The sequence below is a fragment of the Variovorax sp. AC194 genome (genome assembly GCF_979257995.1).
Map to the genome: position 1 here is coordinate 1,357,238 of NZ_OZ409823.1, position 17,317 is coordinate 1,374,554.

Below are 17,317 nucleotides of genomic sequence, written 5' to 3' on the forward strand. Positions count from 1 at the left end.
ATGTGGCCATTCAAGAAGAAGAAAGAGCCGTGGGAAGACAAGTTCGCCGCCCTCGCGCCGCTGGTGCTGGCCTCGGACCAGGTGATGGGACCGAACCGGCTGCCCGTGTGCTTCGCCTACCGGGTGAAGCCGAACAACCCGTACGACTCGGGCTGGATTTTTCAGAGCGGAAGGGAGAGCCAGAAAGTGCTCGATGACAACCCGCCGAAAATCTGCCCGCTGAATTCCTTTCTCAAGATGGACCCGTCGCTGAGCGCGGTCACCGACAAGCCCGTTGGGTCGGCGTGGGAACGCGACAGCGCGGATGCGGCCTGGAAAGAGGTGTTCGGTTTCAAGCCGGGCGGCTGAGCCGCCGGCTCGAAGGGGTTGATGGGAAAATCGGGCGACGGATCGCTGACGCCGCCAGCACGCCACCCCCCCATCCCCACGCATCGCATGCGAATCCACGAGCTGAAACAAAAACTGCGCGAAGCCGGCGCGGGCCCGAGCCACGAGCAGCGCATCCTGCGGCTGTGGTCGCACGCGCTGCCGCGCGACAGCGGCCGGCGACTGCCGCACAGCTTCTTTCCGTCGTCGCTGATGGAGGCGCTGCCGGCCATCGAGGCCGAGCTCGCGGGGCTCGCGCGCATTCACACCGTTCACCCCGGCGCCGATGGCTCCGAGCGGCTGCTGGTCACGCTTGCGGACGGCCAGACCGTGGAGAGCGTGCTGCTGCCGCGCGATGGTTTGTGCGTGTCGTCGCAGGTCGGGTGCGCCGTGGGGTGCCAGTTCTGCATGACGGGCCAGGGCGGCTTGCTGCGCCAGGTGGGCAGCGCCGAGATCGTTGCGCAGGTCGCGCTCGCGCGCACGCGCCGCAAGGTGCGCAAGGTCGTTTTCATGGGCATGGGCGAGCCGGCGCACAACCTGGACAACGTGATGGAGGCGATCGAGCTGCTCGGCACCGTGGGCAACATCGGCCACAAGAACCTGGTGTTCTCCACCGTGGGCGATCCGCGTGCGTTCGAGCGGCTGCACCAGGAGCGCGTGAAGCCGGCGCTCGCGCTGTCGCTGCACACGACCAAGGCCGGGCTGCGCCGGACGCTCCTGCCGCGTGCGCCGAACATGACGCCCGAGGAACTGGTCGATGCCGGCGAGCGCTATGCGCGGGCGACCGGCTATCCGATCCAGTACCAGTGGGCGCTGCTCGAAGGCGTGAACGACGGCGAGGACGAGATCGAAGGCATCGTCAAACTGCTCTCGGGCAAGTACGGCGTGCTGAACATGATTCCGTTCAACGCGGTGGACGGCGTGGCGTTCAGCCGGCCGTCGTGGGCGCGCTGCGAGCAGGTCGCGCGCACGCTGCACGAGCGCGGCATCCTGACGAAGCTGCGCGATTCGGCGGGGCAGGATGTTGATGGCGGATGCGGCCAGCTGCGGGCGCGTGCGGCCGGTGGCGCGCCGGTGGTGCTTCGGCGGGGCGCTGCTGCTACTGCTGTTGCGATTGCTACTGCCGGCTCACCGCAATGAGCGTCCACACGATCACCACCAGCTGCGCGAGGTTGATCAGGATGGCGGTGATGTGCGTCTTGCGGAACCCCGGAATCGCGTCCATGTAGTTGGACTTGATCTGTTCCCCGAGTGCGTCCATCTTGGGGATGACTTTCTTGCGGAGCACGATGGCCATCGCCGCCAGCGCCGCCGCACCCGCGGCGATGCCGAAGCGCCCCGCGAGCGCGAAGCTGATCGCCGTCGCGCTGGCCGTGATGAACGCGCCCACGTAGTAGAGGTTGAAGAAGCCGCGCACGAAGCGCGCATCGAGCGGCGTGTCGTGCTTGAGCACCAGCAGCGGGATGGAGCCCATGATGAAGTAGGCCGTGGTGACGAGGAGGGCCACCGTGAAGAAGAGGGCGGCGAACATGGCTGCGGGCATCCTGGTTTTCTCCATGCTTTGCGATGGGGCGTTCGGCGCGAAAGCGGCCAGCGTGGGGCCTTCGAGGCGGCCATGCCGGTTGGAAAATATCCGGTGACGCGCCCGATACGGATTGGGCGTCGATCTGCCGGGACAAGGCAAGGGGGCTTCTATTTAGACGCCGGTGGCACGAAGACTTCGCGCCACCCGCAACGCCCTAGAACAGACCTTGCTGCGCCGTGGTCAGCGCCATGAAGCTCTCACCCATCGGCTGCAGGAGCGCGTCGGCAATCGGCTGGAGCTGCTTGCCCAGGTAGTGCTCGTAGTCGATGCGCGACTGGCGGTTCTCCATGGGCTCGGGCCCGCTCTGCGTCATGACGTACCGGATCCAGCCGCCGTTCTGGTACTGCCTGGGACGCCCGAGCTGGGCGTTGTAGTCGTCGGCAACCCGTGCCGCGCGCACCTGCGGCGGCACGTTGACCTGGTAGGCATCCAGGCGATGGCGCAGGCGCTTGCGGTAGACGAGCAGGTCGTCCATCTCGCCTGCGAGCAGCGCCTCTGCATAGTCCGCGACGAACGCCTTGTAGGGCTCGCCGTGGAAGATGCGCGAGAGCAGCCCCTCCTGGAACTGGCGCGCCAGCGGGGTCCAGTCGCTGCGGGCCATCTCCAGGCCTCGGTAGACCATCTCCTCCTTGCCCTTGGCGTCGACGCTCAGGCCCGCATACCGCTTCTTGCTGCCCACCTCCGAGCCGCGGATGGTCGGCATGAAGAACTTCTTGTAGTGGGTGTCGAACTCGATCTCCAGGAAGTTCGCGAGGCCGTGCTGCTCGCGAAGGGATTGCGTCCACCAGGCATTGAGGTCTCGCGCCAGCGTCGCCGCGATGGCGTGCGCCTCTTCGTTGGTGTGGGTGCGCCTGAGCCAGATGAAGATGGAGTCGGTGTCGCCGTAGATCGCGGCGTAGCCTCGTTTTTCCACGAACTCGCGTGTGAGCTTCATCATCTCGTGGCCGCGAAGGGTGATGGCGGAGACGAGCTTGGGGTTGAAGAAGCGGCAGTCGGCCGCGCCCAGCACGCCGGCAAAGGAGTTCATGAGGAGCTTCAGCGCTTGCGACAGCGGCTCGTTCTTTTCCCGCTTGGCTTCGTCCCGCGCGCGCCAGAGCGTGGTCACGATTTCCGGGAGGCAGTGCTTTTCGCGCGAGAAGACGGTGCCTTGCGGACCCTTGACGGTCATCGCCGGGTCGGCGGCGTGCGTGCCTTCTACGAGGCCCACCGGGTCGACCAGGAAGGTGCGGATGATCGACGGGTAGAGGCTCTTGTAGTCCAGCACCACGACGGAGTCGTAGAACCCGGGCTTCGAATCCATCACGTAGCCGCCGGGGTAGGCCTTGCTCGGGATCTCGCCCACGTTCGGCGCCACGTAGCCCAGGCGATGCATGCGCGGCAGGTAGTGGTGGCTGAACGCGGCGATGGAGCCGCCGAAGTGGTCGGCCTGCAGGCCCGTGGTCTGGGCGCGCTCCATCACGAACTGCAGCAGCTTGGCCTTCTCGAAGATGCGCAGGACCAGCTCGCAGTCGCGGATGTTGTAGTGCGCGAGCGCGGGCTTGTCTTGCTGGTAGCGCCGCTCGATCTCGGCCATCTTGTCGTAGTCGTCGCCGATGGCCTTGCCCTCGCCCAGCAGCGCTTGCGAGACGGTCTCCAGGCTGAAGGAGGGGAAGCTCCATACGGCAGCCTTCAGGGCGTCGATGCCGTCGATGATCACGCGGCCCGGCGTGGGCGCGAACAGGTAGCCCTGCTTGCCCGGGTGCGTGCGCCATTCGATGGGCCGGCGCTCTCGCCCGAGAAGAAGCGGCGCCCCGCAGTCGTTGGCCGTCTTCTGGAGCACCCGCAGGTCGAACTGGATGACGTTCCAGCCGATGAGGACGTCCGGGTCGTTCCGCTCGAACCAGTCGTTGAGCTTCTCGATCATGGCCTTGCGGGTCGGGCAGTAGACGAGAGAGAAGTCCACGGGCTCGCCTGGCTCGGCTGGCTCACCGGGTTGTTCGTGCGGCGGCTCGCCCAGCATGAAGACGACACGGTCGGGCATGCCGTCCAGCGCGATGGAATAGAGCGCCTCGTGCTGGCTCGTCTCGATGTCCAGCGACACCACCTTCAGCACCGGCCGGTACTCGGGCGCGGGCTTGAGCCTGCAGTCGACGAGGGTGGCGCGGTCTGCCTGCCCTCCTTCCACCAGCACGCCGGCGGTGATGAAGCGCTCCATCAGGTAGCGGTCGTGCGGGCGCACGTCGGCTTCGAGGAGGGGAATGCGCTGCGCCTGAAGGGTGCGCGCCAAGCGGCCGAGTTGGCGAAAGTGCTTCGCGTAGACGCCGACGACGGGCTCCTGCTGGAAGGTCTTCAGCTCGAGCTCACGGACCTCCATGCCCGGCATGGCCGCGAGGTGCGCCTCCACCTCTGCCCTGTGCCGGGTTGCGACGAATGCGACCGAGGTCTGCGCGGGCAGGACGACCTTGACCGGTCCGCCATCCGTTGCGAGCCAGTATTCGATCTCCGTGCCGGCCGGCGCGTCCCGCCAGTGGCGGGTGAGGATGAAGCCCTTGAGTTCGGTGGATATCACGGGCGCGTGGGACTTGGGAGGAATCGGGTGCGGCAGGAGAGAGGGACTTGGGCGCGGCCGATTTTCGCCCGTTGCGAAGTCTGCCGTACCAGAAGCGCGCGCAACGCGTCGGCACTCGGCTCGGCAACCCACCGCGGCCTGGGGCCGTCACGGATCTGCCTTTTGGCCCCGCGAGACTTGGTCAGGGTTTTCCCGCATCCACGGGACAGCCCCCTCCAAACAACTCGCAAAGAACCAATCATGAAGACCTCGCAACTCGCCCTCGCCGCCGCACTCGCGGTGCTCGCCGTCACCACCGCCCAGGCCCAGCAATCGTCTGGCCGCAGCCGCGCGGAAGTCGAAGCCGAAGCCGTCGCCGCCGCCCATGCACCGAACCAGAACGTGACCCGCGGCTCGCGCGGTGCGGACCCGTTTGTTTCGTCGGCCGACTCCGAAGCCATGTACAAGCAGGCCGTGGACACCGCCCACGCACCGGACCAGAACGTGACCCGCGGCTCGCGCGGTCCGGACCCGTTCACCGCGCAGCGCGACCCGGCCCAGGTCTACCAGGAAGCCATGGCCACCGCCGCCGCACCCGATCAGAACGTGACCAGCGGCTCGCGCGTGAACAGCAAGGTCGTCTCGACCATGCAGAACCCGGTGCTGCAATCGGCGCAAGGCAAGTAAGTTCGGTATTGCAGGCGGCGCTGCGTGCGCCCGCGCGGGCGCGATGATGGGAGTCGCAATATGAGAGGACTCCCGCAAAAGAGCGAGAGCGGACGCGGCCGATGATGCCGCTGCGCTCTTGCCTTGCATCGCTCGCGCAGCGATGCGAAGCGCCCAAGGCTTCAGCCGCTCAGGCGTAAGCCTTCGAAGACAGCTTCTGCAGCATCGCGGTCTGCCGCACTTCCTCGGAATCGCGCAGGCTCTTGGCGGCGCGGGCGGCCACATAGGCCACGTACAGGGTCTCGATGGCCTTGGCCCAGTCGTGCGCCTTCTGGGAAATGCCTTCGGGTTTGACGGCCGCTCCGGTCACGGCGTTGGTCGAGAGATCGTCGTCCGGTCGCGCCGGCACGTCGAACCCCACCTTGCTGAGGATGTTGGCTTTCTGAAGGATGGTGAGCATTCGGTTGCCTCTCTGATTTCTCTCTCTGATCGCTTTGCATTAGCAGATTAGTGCTACTCGGTGCGGGGCGCTATCAGCCGAATGACGTATGCGCCTGTCGTCCAACACCGGGTTCCCTTTGGCTGCTTTCAAGTTTCGTGCCATGAACAAACGGGCCGGCCTCCCGGCGGCGCGCGTTCGTTGCATGGAGTGTCTCTTGCGCATGACCCCTAGTTGGGTCGCAGGCCCCGCCGAACGATCAGGACTTACCCTGAATGACAGGTTCAGGCGGCCGTGTGCTGCCACACGAGCGTGGCGGCGGTCAGGTCTTCGAGCGCGCTGCCGACGGCCTTGAACACGGTGCGTTCCGCATCACCGTGGCGGCCCGCGCGTTCGCCGCGGCAGAGGTCGGCGAGCGTGCCCTGCACCTCCGGCGCGCGCAGGGTGCCGGCCGCGATCGCATCGAGCAGGTCGCCCGATTTCTGCAGGGCCTCGTTCGTGTCGATGAAGGTGCGCGCGCCCGCGAAGCACTGCACGTCGGCCTCGCGCATCGCGGGGGTGAAGCTGCCGATGAGGTCGAGGTGCGAGCCCGGCGCGAGCCATTCGCCGCGCACCAGCGGGGAAGTGGCCAGCGTGGCGCAGCTGACGATGTCGGCATCACGCACGGCCGCTTCGAGATCGACCGCCGCCTGCGCATTCCAGCCCTCGGCACGCAGCTGCGCGGCCAGCGCCTCGGCGCCTTCGGGGCGGTGGTTCCACACCGTCACTTCATCGATGGGCCGCACGCTCGCATGCGCGGCCGGCAGCATGCGCGCGATGCGGCCGGTGCCCAGCACCAGCAGGCGGCGCGCATCGCTTCGCGCGAGGAACGAGGCACCGAGCGCCGACGCCGCGGCGGTGCGGCGCGCGGTGATCTCGTTGCCGTCCATCATCGCCAGCGGTACGCCGGTGCGCGCGTCGTACAGCACGTAGGTCGCATGCAGGCCCGGCAGGCCGCGCGCGCTGTTGCCGGGAAAGATGTTGATGGTCTTGATGCCGAGAAAGCCCGCATCGCTCCACGCCGGCATGATGAGCACGGTGCCCTTGCTGCCGCCTTCCGCATTCGCGGTCTCGATGCCGTGCACATGGCGCGGCGGCACCTGCGCCTCGGCCGCGAAAGCCGCGCGCAACGCGGGCACGAGTTTCTCGAAACCCAGGGGCGCGCGGGTGGCGGCTTCGTCGAAGTGCTTCATGGTGTCGGCGAACGCATCGCGGCGTCGAAGAAGTCTGTCAGCGCCTGCTGGTAGGTGGTGCCGAACCGCGATGCGGACATCGGCTCGAGGTGGCCGGCGCCCGGCACTTCGATCAGCCGCTTGGGCTCGCGCGCATCGGCGAAGAGGCGCTGCGAATGCGCATGCGGAATCACGCCATCGGCCGTGCCGTGGATCAGCAGCAGCGGAATCGGCGAGATGGCGGCCACGTATTTCGACGCTGCATAGTCGTCGTTCACCAGGAGGCCCGCACCCGAGAGCTTGTCGTTCGCGATCGAGGAATACGAGTAGAAAGTCGACTCGATCGCCGCCGCCTTCACGCCGGCCCGGTTGCCCGAGCCGACCACCGCGATCGCGTTGGTCCCGCCCAGGCTTTGCCCGAAGACGAAGAGGCGCCCGGCATCGACATCGGCGCGCGAGCGCACGTAATTCAGCGCGGCGCTGGAATCCTCGAACACGCCCTTGGGCTCGGGCACGCCTTCGGATTCGCCGTAGCCGCGGTAGTCGAACACGAACACGTTGTAGTCCTGCCTGGGCAGCCACGCCACGAAGCGCCAGTGCGCCGACATGTTCTGCGCATTGCCGTGGAAATGCACCACCGTGCCCTTGGCTTCCTTCGCCTCCTTCGGGCCCTGCCGGCCCACGGCGGGAATGAACCAGCCGGTAAGGCGCGTGCCATCGGCGCTCTGGAACTGCACGCTTTCGTAGCGCAGGCTGAGCGCGTCAGGCGTCTCGTAGCGCACGTGGTCGGGGTAATAGAACATCGACTGCACGCAGCCGCCGAGGAACAGCGGCACGGCGCACAGCGCGAGCTGCCACCAGCGGCGCTTCGGTGCCGTCATGGCTCGCCCGCGGACCGGCGGTTTTCCGCCAGCATGTTGCAGAAGAGCGCGCCTTGCTCGATGGCATCGTCCAGCGCGATGTGCGTGTGCGGCAGCTTGTCGAACCATCGTCTGGGCATCGCGCGCTTGGTGCTGTCGCGGTAGTCGAGCCTGAGCATCGCCATCGCGAACGACTTGACATCGAGCGCCGAGTGGCTGAACGGGCTCTCGCCCGCGAAGCGCATGAGGTACCAGTAGACGAACAGGAAGTCGAAGCCTGCCGGGTACGCCACGAACACCGGCCGCGCGGGCAGACCCTTGAGCCAGGTCACGTAGTTCTGCATGGCGTGCGCCGGGTCCTGCAGGTCGGTGCGGCACGCGGCCCAGGCCTCGGGCTGGGTTTGCCACCACGCGGCGGTCTTGGGGTCGGCTTCGGCGCCCGGTAGGGTGTGCAGGTTGGCGCTGAAGGTGGAGACGAGTTGCTTGTCGGCCGTATACGCGGCCGAGCCGAAGCTGAGCATCGAGTTCGGGCCGGGGATGGGGCCGTCGGATTCGACGTCGGTGCTGATGTAGATCTCGGTCATGAGGTCAATCGATGTCGAGGATGGACCCGACCGAGCGCTGGAGTTCTTCGATGAGCTCGGGGTCCATGTATTTGTATTCGTCGGGAATGTCGAGCACGTGGACCGGCTTGCCTTCCAGCATCCGCGTGAACTCGGCCACGAGCCGCGACTTGTGTTTTTCTTCCATCACGAGGATGACGTCGGCCCACTCGATGTCGTCGATGGAAACGCGGTGCCGCGCATTCGGACTCGTGCCCGCGGAGCGCGCCGAGACCGATGGATGCCGGCGCCAGAGCTGCTCGGCGGTGGGGCTGCGCCATTGGTTGCGGCTGCAGATGAAGAGGACGTTGCGCGCAGGGGTGGTCATCGGCGCGGAGGATAGCTCAGGCCTGCGCGATGCGGCTCCATTCGATGCCGTGCTTCGCCAGGTACTTGCGGAGGCGATCCGCATCATTCACCACACTGCGCTGTTCGCGCGAGGCCTGGAAGAGCTGGCGCCCTGCATCGGAGAGGCTGCGCGCTTGCCGGCACACGCGCACCACCGCTTCGAGCTGCAGCCGGTCGAACAGGTCGAGCGCTGCTGCACGTTCTTCGCCCAGCAGTGCTTCCAGATCCACATCGACACCGACTGCCACTGCCGCCGGCCCTCCGTGTTTCCACAACCACCGCAACCGCGCGATCTCGGCCTCGACCAGTGCGACAGGAATGCGGCCGCCATCCGCCAGCGTGGCCAGCCGCGTCACGCTCGCCGAGAGATCGCGAAAGTTGCCGCTCCAGATCGCCTCGCCGCTCTGCGCAAACCGCAGGTAGGCCGCGCGCGCCTCGGCGTTGAAGCGCACCACGCGATGGTTCTCTGCAGCGTGAATGGCCAGCAGGTGATCGACGTTCGGCTCGATGTCTTCGGGCCGCTGCGCGAGGCCCGGCAGGTCATACGTCCAGAGGTTGATCCGCGCGAACAGGTCTTCGCGAAACCGGCCCTCTGCCACATCGCTGCGCAGATCACGGTTGGTGCCTGCGATCAGCTGGAAATCGCTCTCCACTTCCTTGTCCGCGCCGACGGGGAAGAAGCGCTTCTCCTCGATGGCCTTGAGCAGCATCGCCTGCTCGTCGGGCCCGAGCTCGCCGATCTCGTCCAGGAACAGCGCGCCCTGGTTCGCGGTGCGCAGCAGGCCGGGCCGATCGCTCGCGGCCCCGGTGAAGGAGCCCTTCTTGTGCCCGAACAAGGTGGACGCCGCACCGTCGCCGCGCAGCGTGGCGCAGTTCACCTCGACGAAGGGGCCGCTCATCTGGTGCCGCGCCTGCTTCAACTCGAACATGCGCCGCGCGAGGAACGACTTGCCCGCGCCCGTCGGCCCGACGAGCAATATCGGCGCGCGCGAGCGCACGGCCACGCGCTCGATCTCGTCGATCAGCGCGTTGAAGCGCGCGTTGCGCGTGGCGATGCCGCTCTTGAGGAACGCGACCGCATCGCGCTGCTCCGCGTCGAAGCGCCGCGCGATCACGTCGTAGCGCGAGAGGTCCAGGTCGATCAGCGTGTACTTGCCGGCCTCGCCCTCGCGCTGCTTCTTCGGCGGCGACGTTTGCGCGAGCACGCCCGGCACCACGCGCGATTCCGACAGCAGGAACATGCAGATCTGCGCGACGTGCGTGCCGGTGGTGATGTGCGTCCAGTACTGCTCCCGCTCGGTATCGAAGGTGTAGGCGCGCGCCCAGTCGTACAGGCGGCTGTAGACCTCGCCGAAGTCCCAGGGGTCTTCGAGGTCGAGCGGGACGAGGTTGACGGTGGTTTCAGGCGACACGGTGGCGATGTCGGCCTTCACTACCTCGGCCAGCGCCTTGTGGCGCAGCGTGTAGAGCAGCTCCATGCGCGAGACGACCATGTCCTCGTGCTGCGCGAGCGAGACGGTGGGGCGCCACTTGTTCCAGCGGCCTGCGCCCTGGCCGGCGTCGAGCTGGGTGCCGAGGAAGCCGATGACGACGATGGGTTTCTTCATTATTTGGATAAAAGACTATCCAAAATTATAAGAAGTGCCTATTCGAATCGGCGGAATTTTCTGATCCAGTTACGAGAAGGTAGAAAAAACCTAATCAAATCAATGGTTTGGGAATTTATCTATCCGACTCGCCCGAGTTGGCACACCCGTTGCAATAAGGATCACACATTCAAGAAATCGAACGAACAAAAAGAATCCCTCAAGGAGAAGTCATATGGCGAACCTTCAACTCTTCCAGACCCTGCGCGGCGCCCTGCTGCCTTCGGCCAACACGCTCAACGAAGCGGGCGCCGTGGCTTACGCGCTGTCGCCCAAGCACCAGCTGGCGCAACTCGCCGCAACCGGTTGCCTGAACAGCACCTTCTACGCACAGGCGCAGGACCAACTCGATACCGTGCTGGCCCTGGCCCGCGAAGTCGATCCGGTGTTCGTTGCCAAGACGGCCGTGTACGCACGCCGCGCCGGCCACATGAAGGACATGCCCGCGCTGCTGGCCGCAACGCTGGCGGTGCGCGACGTGTCGCTGCTCGCCAAGGTGTTCCCCCGCGTGGTGGACAACGGCAAGATGCTGCGCAACTTCGTGCAGATGCTGCGTTCGGGTGCCGTGGGCCGCAAGTCGCTCGGTACGCGTCCGAAGAAGCTCGTGCAGCAATGGCTGCTTCAAGCGTCCGAGGCGCAACTGCTGAACGCCGCGGTGGGCAACACGCCGTCGCTGGCCGACGTGGTGAAGATGGTTCACCCCAAGCCCGCCGAAGCATGGCGCGCCGCGTGGTTCGCATGGCTGATCGATCGTCCGTATGCGCTGGAGGCGCTGCCTCCGGTGACCCAGGCTTTCGAGCGATTCAAGCGCGACTGCTCGCTCGAGCTGCCCGACGTGCCGTTCCAGATGCTGACCGCGCTGGCGCTGGACGCGAAGGGCTGGGCGCAGATCGCGCAGCGTGGATCGTGGCAGATGGTGCGTCAGAACCTGAACACCTTTGCGCGCCACGGCGTGTTCGAACTGCCCGGCCTTGCCGAAGCGGTGGCCGCCAAGCTGCGCGACCCTGAGGCCGTGGCCAAGGCGCGTGTGCTGCCGTACCAGCTGATGGCGGCCTTCACCGCAGCCGGCGCCGAGGTGCCGCACGCAGTGAAGGAAGCGCTGCAGGACGCGATGGAACTCGCGCTGGCCAACGTGCCGGTGTTCGAGGGCCGCGTGGTGGTGTGCCCCGACGTGTCGGGCTCGATGAGCTCGCCGGTGACGGGCCACCGCGGTTCCGCGACTTCCGCGGTGCGCTGCATCGACGTGGCCGCGCTGGTGGCCGCTGCCGTGCTGCGCCGCAACGCGGATGCGCGGGTGCTGCCCTTCGAGACGAAGGTGGTGCCGCTCGCGTTGAATCCGCGCGATTCGGTGATGACCAATGCGGCCAAGTTGGCGGCGGTGGGTGGTGGCGGTACCGCGTGCAGCGCGCCGCTGGCGCTGCTGAACAAGGAGAAGGCGCAGGCCGATCTGGTGGTGCTGGTGTCGGACAACGAATCGTGGGCCGACCGTGCCCGCGGCCGCGGTACCGCGACCATGCAGGAATGGGCGGCGTTCAAGGCGCGCAACCCGAAGGCGCGGCTGGCGTGCATCGACATCCAGCCCTATGCGACCACCCAGGCGCAGGAGCGTGACGATGTGCTGAACATCGGCGGCTTCAGCGACGAAGTGTTCAAGCTGCTGGCGGTGTATGCCGCGGGTGGCCTGGGCGCCGATCACTGGGTGGGTGTGATCGAAGAGACTTCGATCTGAGTGGAAAGAGAGAGGGTGCCGCGGGCCTTGGCCCGCGGTGCCCGATCCGAAGAAATTGAACGTCGTCGTTCGGCGAATGCAGATGCGAGTACATCCAACCATGTTCTTCCTCGCATCGATCGTTGGTCGCCGAACGGGGATGAAGGTTGTTGTGCGAATGCAGGCAGGACTACATCTGGACGCCCGGGGGTCGAACCCCAACACCGGTTCGCCGGTGGGCATGTCTTGCCATCCTCGTCGCACTGTTTTTTGCAGCGAATGCTGACGGAACTACAGACTATTAATCTCGTGGTCGCGGGTTCGAATCCCGCCGGTCGAAAGACCGTAGCTCAGTGGTAGAGCACGAACGTTTCGTCGATTCTTGTCGCTGCTTTTTTTGTTTTGAGGTGAATGCAGGCGGGTTTACAGGTAAGAGCGTCATGGTCTTGGCCATGAAGGTCCCGGGTCCGAATCCCGGTCTGTTTCGGCAGGTAGCTCAGTGCATGACCCGTCGCTCCTCGTCACCTCTTTTTGTTTTGGGCCACCGGGTCCGCCAGTCAGTCAGATAAAGAATAGAGAGAAAAAAAATGGAACAGAGCTACAAACTGCATGAAGTAGCCAACGGCGTCCCCGTGAAGATGTGGACCAACGGCGTGCCCGTGGAAGACGAAGCGCAAAAGCAGCTCGAGAACGCCGCGCGCCTGCCCATCGTGTTCAAGCACATCGCGGCCATGCCCGACGTGCACTACGGCATCGGCGCGACCGTGGGCTCGGTGATCCCGACCTTCAAGGCGATCATCCCCGCCGCCGTCGGCGTGGACATCGGCTGCGGAATGATGGCCTGCAAGACCACGCTCAACGCGCGCGACCTGCCCGACAACCTGGGCCCGTTGCGCTCGGCGATCGAGCGTGCCGTGCCGCACGGCTCGAACCCCAAGCGCATGGGCCGCGACAAGGGCTCGTGGGAAACGCCGCCCGATGAAACCGATGCCGCCTGGGCCCAGCTGGTGGAAGAGTTCGACCTGATCTGCGAGGACTACCCGCGCATCAAGAACACGAACAACCACAAGCACCTCGGAACGCTCGGAACCGGCAACCATTTCATCGAGGTGTGCCTCGACGAAGCCGGCGCCGTGTGGTTCATGCTGCACTCGGGTTCGCGCGGCGTGGGCAACGCCATCGGCACGCACTTCATCGAACTCGCGAAGAAGGACGCCCAGCTGCACCAGCGCAACCTGCCCGACCAGGACCTGGCGTACTTCGAGGAAGGCGCCCAGTACTTCGGCGACTACGTGCGCGCGGTGGGCTGGGCCCAGAAGTTCGCGCGTGCGAACCGCGAAGTGATGATGCAGCGCGTGGTCGCGGCCGCGCGCAAGGTCATCGCGAAGCCTTTCGAGGCCCACGTGGAAGCGGTGAACTGCCACCACAACTACGTGAGCCGCGAGACGCACTTCGGGCAAGACGTGCTCGTGACCCGCAAGGGCGCGGTGAGCGCGAAGGCCGGCGAACTCGGGATCATCCCCGGCAGCATGGGTGCCAAGAGCTACATCGTGCGCGGCAAGGGCAACCCCGAGAGCTTCATGAGCTGCAGCCACGGCGCAGGCCGAACGATGAGCCGCACCAAGGCCAGGAAGCTCTTCACCGTCGCCGACCAGATCGCCGCGACCGAGGGCGTGGAATGCCGCAAGGACGCCGACGTGATCGACGAGATCCCGATGGCCTACAAGGACATCGACGCGGTGATGGAGGCGCAGAAGGACCTGGTGGAGGTGGTCTACACGCTCAAGCAGGTGGTTTGTGTGAAGGGTTGAGAAGCCGCCCATCGAGGCCGGCATGAGAGGGCCAAGATGAGGATCGACGAAAGGTGCATACGGCAAACCGAAGCGGAGATGGCGCGCCTGAAGCAAACCTTGAGCGAGGCTTTCGGAAAGCGCGGTGGTTCTCCCGCAGGACGGGCCGCCTGGAAAGCAGCGGCGGAAGACTTTCGTCGCTACGAGAGTCCCGTATTCGCGTTGTGGAGCGACGAGGCGCGCGACGGGATTCTGCAAGGCGAGGGCGCATGGCGTGAAGGTGCGATGCGCTATCTCGCGCTGAGTCCGCGGTTTCACCGGTCCGGCTATTTGCGCGATCGCTTGTGCCATCTGCTCAAGCGATGCGAGTTGTCCGAGAAAGAGCGCGCCGCGCTGCGCTGTGTCTTGCTCGAGACCTTGGTCCGCCGGCCTTCGACGGGCCGATTCCGCCATGATTGCCAGCTTGCGGCACGGTGGGCGGACGACAAGTTCACGGCACGCATTTGCGAACTCTCGATGCGCAAGGATGGATGGACGCGCGGACGCGCACGGCGAATGCTGGACGTGATCGAACAGAACAAGGGGCTGTGGCGCCCGGCCGACTGAGCTGAAAGAAAACGAACCTGTGCCTCAGCGCCGGGAGGAAGGAAAAAAATGATGTTGAAACTCACATTCCTGGGCACGTCCTCGGGCACCCCGACGCGCCAGCGCAATGTCTCCGGGCTGGCCGTGCAGACCGTGCTTGGTTCCGACTGGTTCCTGGTCGATTGCGGTGAGGGCACGCAGCACCGTGTGCAGCAGACGCCGCTGTCCTTGAACGACTTGGCCACCGTCTGCATCACGCATGTGCACGGCGACCATTGCTATGGCCTGCCGGGCCTGCTCGCGAGCGCTGGGATGGGCAAGCGGACGAAGCCGCTGAAGCTGGTCGCGCCGCAGCCGGTGTGGGAGTGGTTCGAGGCCACGCGCCGATTGACCGACCTGCACCTGCCCTACGATATCGAGCATGTGGACCCGGAGGCAGGGCCGCTCGTGCACGAGGCGCCCGGGCTGCGCATCGAACGCCACGTACTGCGCCACCGCGTGCCCAGTCACGCCTACCGCATGCAGGTCCAGAGCCGGCGCGTGCGCCTGAAGACCGAGGCCCTGCGCGCGACCGGCCTGCCGCCGGGGCCCGCTTGGCGTGCGCTGCAGAACGGCGACGACGTGCCTTTCAATGGCGCGGTGCTGCGCAGTGCCGACTTTGCCGAGACGCATGTCGACACCGCCAGCGCCGTGCTCGGCGGCGACAACGCTGAACCCGCTTTACTGCGCGAGGCTTGCGAAGGCGCGCAGTTGCTGGTGCACGAGGCCACGTACACGCAGGAGGTGCTCGACAAGGTCGGGCCTGGCCCGATGCACAGCTCCGCGCGCCTGCTGGCCGAGTTCGCGGCGTCTGCCGGCGTGCCCAATCTGGTTCTCACGCATTTCAGTGCGCGGCACCAGAACCCCGAAGGCATGGCCGCGCTGATGGCTGAAACCGAGGCCTGCTACCGCGGCCAGGCTTTTCTGGCCAATGACCTCGACGTGTTCGAGCTCGACAGCCAAGGCAAGGTGACCGTTGTCCGCGCCTGAAGACAATCAGGCGGGGCAAGAAGAAACAAACAGCTAGACAGACAGCAAGAGAAAAACCGGTATTTCATGAACACCGAAAAAGAATTCCTCCGCTCCGCCCACTCCATCGATCCCGCCATGCGCGCGGAGATCATGGCCAACCTGCGCGCCATCGAAGCGAGCCACGACGTCACCGTGCTCTTCGCCTGCGAATCGGGCAGCCGCGGCTGGGGCTTCGCGTCGCCCGACAGCGACTACGACGTGCGCTTCATCTATGTGAACCGCCTGCCTTGGTACCTCACGGTGACGCCCCGGCGCGACGTGATCGAGGTGCCGATCAGCGGCGACCTGGACATCAACGGCTGGGACCTGCGCAAGGCGCTGGGCCTCATGCGCGAGTCGAACCCGACGCTGCTCGAGTGGCTGCGCTCGCCCATCGTGTACCGCGACGACGCGGTGGCGATGCCGCGTTTTCGCGCGCTCTCGGAGGCGGTGTTTTCCAACGCGCGTGCCTGGCACCACTACAGCTCGATGGCCAGGAAGAACTTCCGCGAGCACCTGCAGGCCGACGAGGTGCGCTACAAGAAGTACCTCTACGTGCTGCGCCCGCTGCTGGCCGCGCGCTGGATCCGCACGCAGCCCGGCGTGCCGCCGATGCGCTTCGCGGATCTCGCGCAGCACACGCTCGATGCGGTGCGCGACGCCGGGCTCATCGACGAGATCAACGCGCTGCTCGAAGTGAAGATGCGCGCGGGCGAAGCCGCGACCAGCCCGCGCTGGCTTGGCATTCACGCGTTCATCGAAAGCGAGCTCGCGGTCAATGCCGCGGAGCCGATCACGCCGCTGCCGCCATCGGAAGAGGCGGGGCTCGATGCGTTTCTTTGCGAGACGGTGCAGCGCTTCGATGCGGCCGCGCACGAAGGAGGCCGCGCATGATCGAACTCGACGGCTCCCAAGGCGAGGGCGGCGGCCAGATCCTGCGCACCAGCCTCGCGCTGTCGGTGGTGACGGGCCAGCCCCTGGCCATCGAGAAGATCCGCGCGGGCCGCGCCAAGCCCGGCCTGATGCGCCAGCACCTCGCGTGCGTGAAGGCCGCGGCCGAGATCAGCGGCGCGCAGGTCGATGGCGCCGAGCTCGGATCGCAGTCGCTGCGCTTCGTGCCCGGCCCGGTGCGTGCGGGCGATTACCGCTTCGCGATCGCCAGCGCGGGCAGCTGCATGCTGGTGCTGCAGACCGTGCTGCCGCCGCTGCTGCTGGCCGGTGCGCCCAGCCGGCTGCACCTGAGTGGCGGCACGCACAACCCGATGGCGCCGCCGTTCCACTTCCTGGAGCGCGCTTTCGCGCCGCTGGTGCGCCGCCTCGGCGCCGATCTGCAGCTCACGCTGCGCCGTTGCGGCTTCTATCCCGCGGGCGGCGGCGAGGTGGAGGCGACCATCGTGCCCGCTGTGGGCGCGCTGCAGCCCTTCGACCTGATGGCGCGCGGTGCGCAGCAGTCGGGCCATGCGGAGTGCCTGGCCCCTGGCCTGCCGCGCCATGTCTCCACGCGCGAGCTCGAGACGCTGGGCGCGGCGATGGGCTGGTCGGACGAGCAACTGCGCTTCGGTTCTGCGCGTCAGAACGAAGGCCCCGGCAATGCGCTGCTCGCCACGCTGGCCTATGAACACGTCACCGAGGTGTTCACCGCGTTCGGCGAAAAGACACTGAGCGCCGAGCAGGTGGCGCATGGTCTCGTGAAGGAATTGCGCGCGTTCCAGAAGAGCGAGGCGGCGGTCGGCCCGCACCTGGCCGACCAGCTCGCGCTGTTGCTGGCGCTCGCTGCATGGCAGAGCCGCAGGCCTGCCGCGTTCACCTGCAGCGAAGTGACGGCGCACACGCGCACCAACTGCGCGGTGATCGAGCGCTTCCTGCCGGTGCGCTTCGCGATCGCCGAGAGCCGCGCGGCCTCGACGGTGCAGGTCTCGCCGGCGTGATCTCGC

At 66.4% G+C, this 17,317-nt stretch carries 17 protein-coding genes; 9 read left to right on the forward strand and 8 right to left on the reverse strand.

Translation table 11 applies throughout. The features are described 5' to 3' along the window. Both ACZYRS_RS06395 and ACZYRS_RS06400 read left to right on the forward strand, forming a co-directional pair. Entirely contained in the window at window positions 1-348 is a 348-nt protein-coding gene (locus tag ACZYRS_RS06395) for an immunity protein Imm33 domain-containing protein (protein WP_463418563.1), read from the forward strand. Window positions 349-435: 87 nt separating this feature from the next. Continuing rightward, complete coding sequence (locus ACZYRS_RS06400; protein WP_463418564.1) at window positions 436-1,506, forward strand: RNA methyltransferase; 1,071 nt, start codon at window positions 436-438, stop codon at window positions 1,504-1,506. On the opposite strand, the gene ACZYRS_RS06405 is transcribed toward ACZYRS_RS06400, so the two are convergent. Further along, window positions 1,484-1,897 carry a hypothetical protein gene (locus ACZYRS_RS06405; protein WP_233101804.1) on the reverse strand — a complete coding sequence of 138 codons (414 nt, stop codon included), beginning with the start codon at window positions 1,895-1,897 and terminating at the stop codon, window positions 1,484-1,486. The genes ACZYRS_RS06400 and ACZYRS_RS06405 overlap by 23 nt on opposite strands. 208 nt (window positions 1,898-2,105) lie before the next feature. Then, on the reverse strand, window positions 2,106-4,499 hold the full coding sequence (locus tag ACZYRS_RS06410; protein ID WP_463418565.1) for a DNA polymerase II: 2,394 nt from the start codon (window positions 4,497-4,499) through the stop codon (window positions 2,106-2,108). Between the two features lie 240 nt (window positions 4,500-4,739). On the opposite strand from ACZYRS_RS06410, the gene ACZYRS_RS06415 reads away from it, so the two are divergent. After that, window positions 4,740-5,165, forward strand: a complete 426-nt coding sequence (locus ACZYRS_RS06415) for a hypothetical protein (protein WP_463418566.1) — start codon at window positions 4,740-4,742, stop codon at window positions 5,163-5,165. Window positions 5,166-5,334: 169 nt separating this feature from the next. Here ACZYRS_RS06415 and ACZYRS_RS06420 read toward each other — a convergent pair whose 3' ends face one another. The 6 genes from ACZYRS_RS06420 to rtcR all read right to left on the reverse strand — a co-directional run bounded on the left by ACZYRS_RS06420 (window position 5,335) and on the right by rtcR (window position 10,211). Next, window positions 5,335-5,604: a hypothetical protein gene (locus ACZYRS_RS06420; protein WP_093438423.1), complete on the reverse strand. Its 270-nt coding sequence runs from the start codon at window positions 5,602-5,604 to the stop codon at window positions 5,335-5,337. 263 nt (window positions 5,605-5,867) lie between these two features. Beyond that, window positions 5,868-6,815, reverse strand: a complete 948-nt coding sequence (lhpI, locus tag ACZYRS_RS06425) for a bifunctional Delta(1)-pyrroline-2-carboxylate/Delta(1)-piperideine-2-carboxylate reductase (RefSeq protein WP_463418567.1) — start codon at window positions 6,813-6,815, stop codon at window positions 5,868-5,870. Next, window positions 6,812-7,675, reverse strand: coding sequence for an alpha/beta hydrolase (locus ACZYRS_RS06430; RefSeq protein WP_463418568.1), 864 nt, complete (start codon window positions 7,673-7,675; stop codon window positions 6,812-6,814). The genes lhpI and ACZYRS_RS06430 overlap by 4 nt, the downstream gene beginning before the upstream one ends. Next, a complete protein-coding gene (locus ACZYRS_RS06435) occupies window positions 7,672-8,238 on the reverse strand; it encodes a 3'-5' exonuclease family protein (protein ID WP_463418569.1) in 567 nt (188 codons plus the stop codon). Before ACZYRS_RS06435 ends, ACZYRS_RS06430 begins: the two co-directional genes overlap by 4 nt. A 4-nt stretch (window positions 8,239-8,242) precedes the next feature. Then, window positions 8,243-8,584: a low molecular weight protein tyrosine phosphatase family protein gene (locus ACZYRS_RS06440; protein WP_463418570.1), complete on the reverse strand. Its 342-nt coding sequence runs from the start codon at window positions 8,582-8,584 to the stop codon at window positions 8,243-8,245. 16 nt (window positions 8,585-8,600) lie between these two features. Next, the gene (gene rtcR, locus ACZYRS_RS06445) at window positions 8,601-10,211 is read right to left on the reverse strand and encodes an RNA repair transcriptional activator RtcR (RefSeq protein WP_463418571.1); all 1,611 of its coding nucleotides are present in this window, start codon (window positions 10,209-10,211) and stop codon (window positions 8,601-8,603) included. A 214-nt stretch (window positions 10,212-10,425) separates the two neighbouring features. Between rtcR and ACZYRS_RS06450 the strand changes: the two genes are divergently transcribed. The 6 genes from ACZYRS_RS06450 (at window position 10,426) to rtcA (ending at window position 17,311) form a co-directional block, all read left to right on the forward strand. Next, window positions 10,426-11,979: a vWA domain-containing protein gene (locus ACZYRS_RS06450; protein WP_463418572.1), complete on the forward strand. Its 1,554-nt coding sequence runs from the start codon at window positions 10,426-10,428 to the stop codon at window positions 11,977-11,979. A 566-nt stretch (window positions 11,980-12,545) separates the two neighbouring features. Further along, complete coding sequence (locus ACZYRS_RS06455; protein ID WP_463418573.1) at window positions 12,546-13,769, forward strand: RtcB family protein; 1,224 nt, start codon at window positions 12,546-12,548, stop codon at window positions 13,767-13,769. Window positions 13,770-13,805: 36 nt separating this feature from the next. Further along, window positions 13,806-14,354, forward strand: a complete 549-nt coding sequence (locus ACZYRS_RS06460) for a hypothetical protein (RefSeq protein WP_198786459.1) — start codon at window positions 13,806-13,808, stop codon at window positions 14,352-14,354. A gap of 51 nt (window positions 14,355-14,405) precedes the next feature. Continuing rightward, a complete protein-coding gene (locus ACZYRS_RS06465) occupies window positions 14,406-15,362 on the forward strand; it encodes a ribonuclease Z (RefSeq protein WP_463418574.1) in 957 nt (318 codons plus the stop codon). Between the two features lie 66 nt (window positions 15,363-15,428). Then, window positions 15,429-16,277, forward strand: coding sequence for a nucleotidyltransferase domain-containing protein (locus ACZYRS_RS06470; protein WP_463418575.1), 849 nt, complete (start codon window positions 15,429-15,431; stop codon window positions 16,275-16,277). Beyond that, window positions 16,274-17,311 carry an RNA 3'-terminal phosphate cyclase gene (rtcA, locus tag ACZYRS_RS06475; protein ID WP_463418576.1) on the forward strand — a complete coding sequence of 346 codons (1,038 nt, stop codon included), beginning with the start codon at window positions 16,274-16,276 and terminating at the stop codon, window positions 17,309-17,311. Before ACZYRS_RS06470 ends, rtcA begins: the two co-directional genes overlap by 4 nt. Window positions 17,312-17,317 lie beyond the last annotated feature (6 nt).